Origin of the sequence: Achromobacter sp. RW408 (assembly GCF_003184165.1) — a bacterium.
In the GTDB taxonomy this organism is placed as follows: domain Bacteria; phylum Pseudomonadota; class Gammaproteobacteria; order Burkholderiales; family Burkholderiaceae_B; genus Achromobacter; species Achromobacter xylosoxidans.
On sequence record NZ_QHHO01000046.1, the window covers coordinates 545,038 to 545,858 of the forward strand.

The 821-nt window shown below is 66.0% G+C and carries 1 protein-coding gene; it reads right to left on the reverse strand.

Annotated features, from left to right (window positions below; genetic code table 11):
* Window positions 1-239: 239 nt before the first annotated feature.
* On the reverse strand, window positions 240-527 hold the full coding sequence (locus tag DK459_RS12620; RefSeq protein WP_110134786.1) for a hypothetical protein: 288 nt from the start codon (window positions 525-527) through the stop codon (window positions 240-242).
* Window positions 528-821 lie beyond the last annotated feature (294 nt).

Consider the following 821-nt stretch of genomic DNA (forward strand, 5'->3'; position numbering starts at 1 on the left):
GCAGTACTGAAAGGCCCGCAACCTGGTTGCGGGCCTTTTGCATGGGCGCTTGTCCGGCCCCCGCCCAAACTCGGACGCTATCCCCCTTCAAAGTGGCGCAGCGCGCCGGTGTAGCGCGGCGCGTCGTTTGAGACGAAAAAGCGCGACGTTTGAGACAGGAAAATAGCCCCGCTGGGGCTATTTGATGGCTGGGGAGGGGAGACGGCATCCCTTTAGCATCCGGGAGGCCTGGCGGGCCGCTACGGTGCGTCCTGGCCGGTCATGGTGGCGTCTCGGGCATTTGGCGCAACATCCAAGACCGGGACCGCCTCGGGAACAGCTTGCAGGGCCTCCAGCAAAGCCGGATCGGCCTGGACGCCCTGAACGGCCGGAACAAACTGCCCGCCCTGATACAGCCACCCCTCGCGGGGCTGCGGGGACACTTCCGTAACATCGACCAGCTCGACGCTGGGCGGGAAGTTGGGGACCTCGGCGCTTTGAAACTTCCAATGCACCCGCCCGTCCAGGATTTGTACGAAAGTCTTCATCCGATCAGCTCCAGTTCGATCCGTCCATTGGCGCCGTTTCCACCATCGGCTCGCCCGTTAGTGGGGCCATTGCTGCCCCCGCCCCCGCCGCCGCCGGCACCGGAATTCGGAGCGGGCGTGCCACCATTGCCGCCGTTGGTGAGGCGCTGGCCAGAGCGGCCGCCACCCGCTCCGCCTGTGCCGAATGGCGTTGCACCACCATGTCCACCGTTTCCTGGAATGGCATTGCTGTAGACGTTCCCTGACGCCCAGACTTCGCCGGTCCCTGGCTGCCCGCCCGAAGCCCCCAACCCG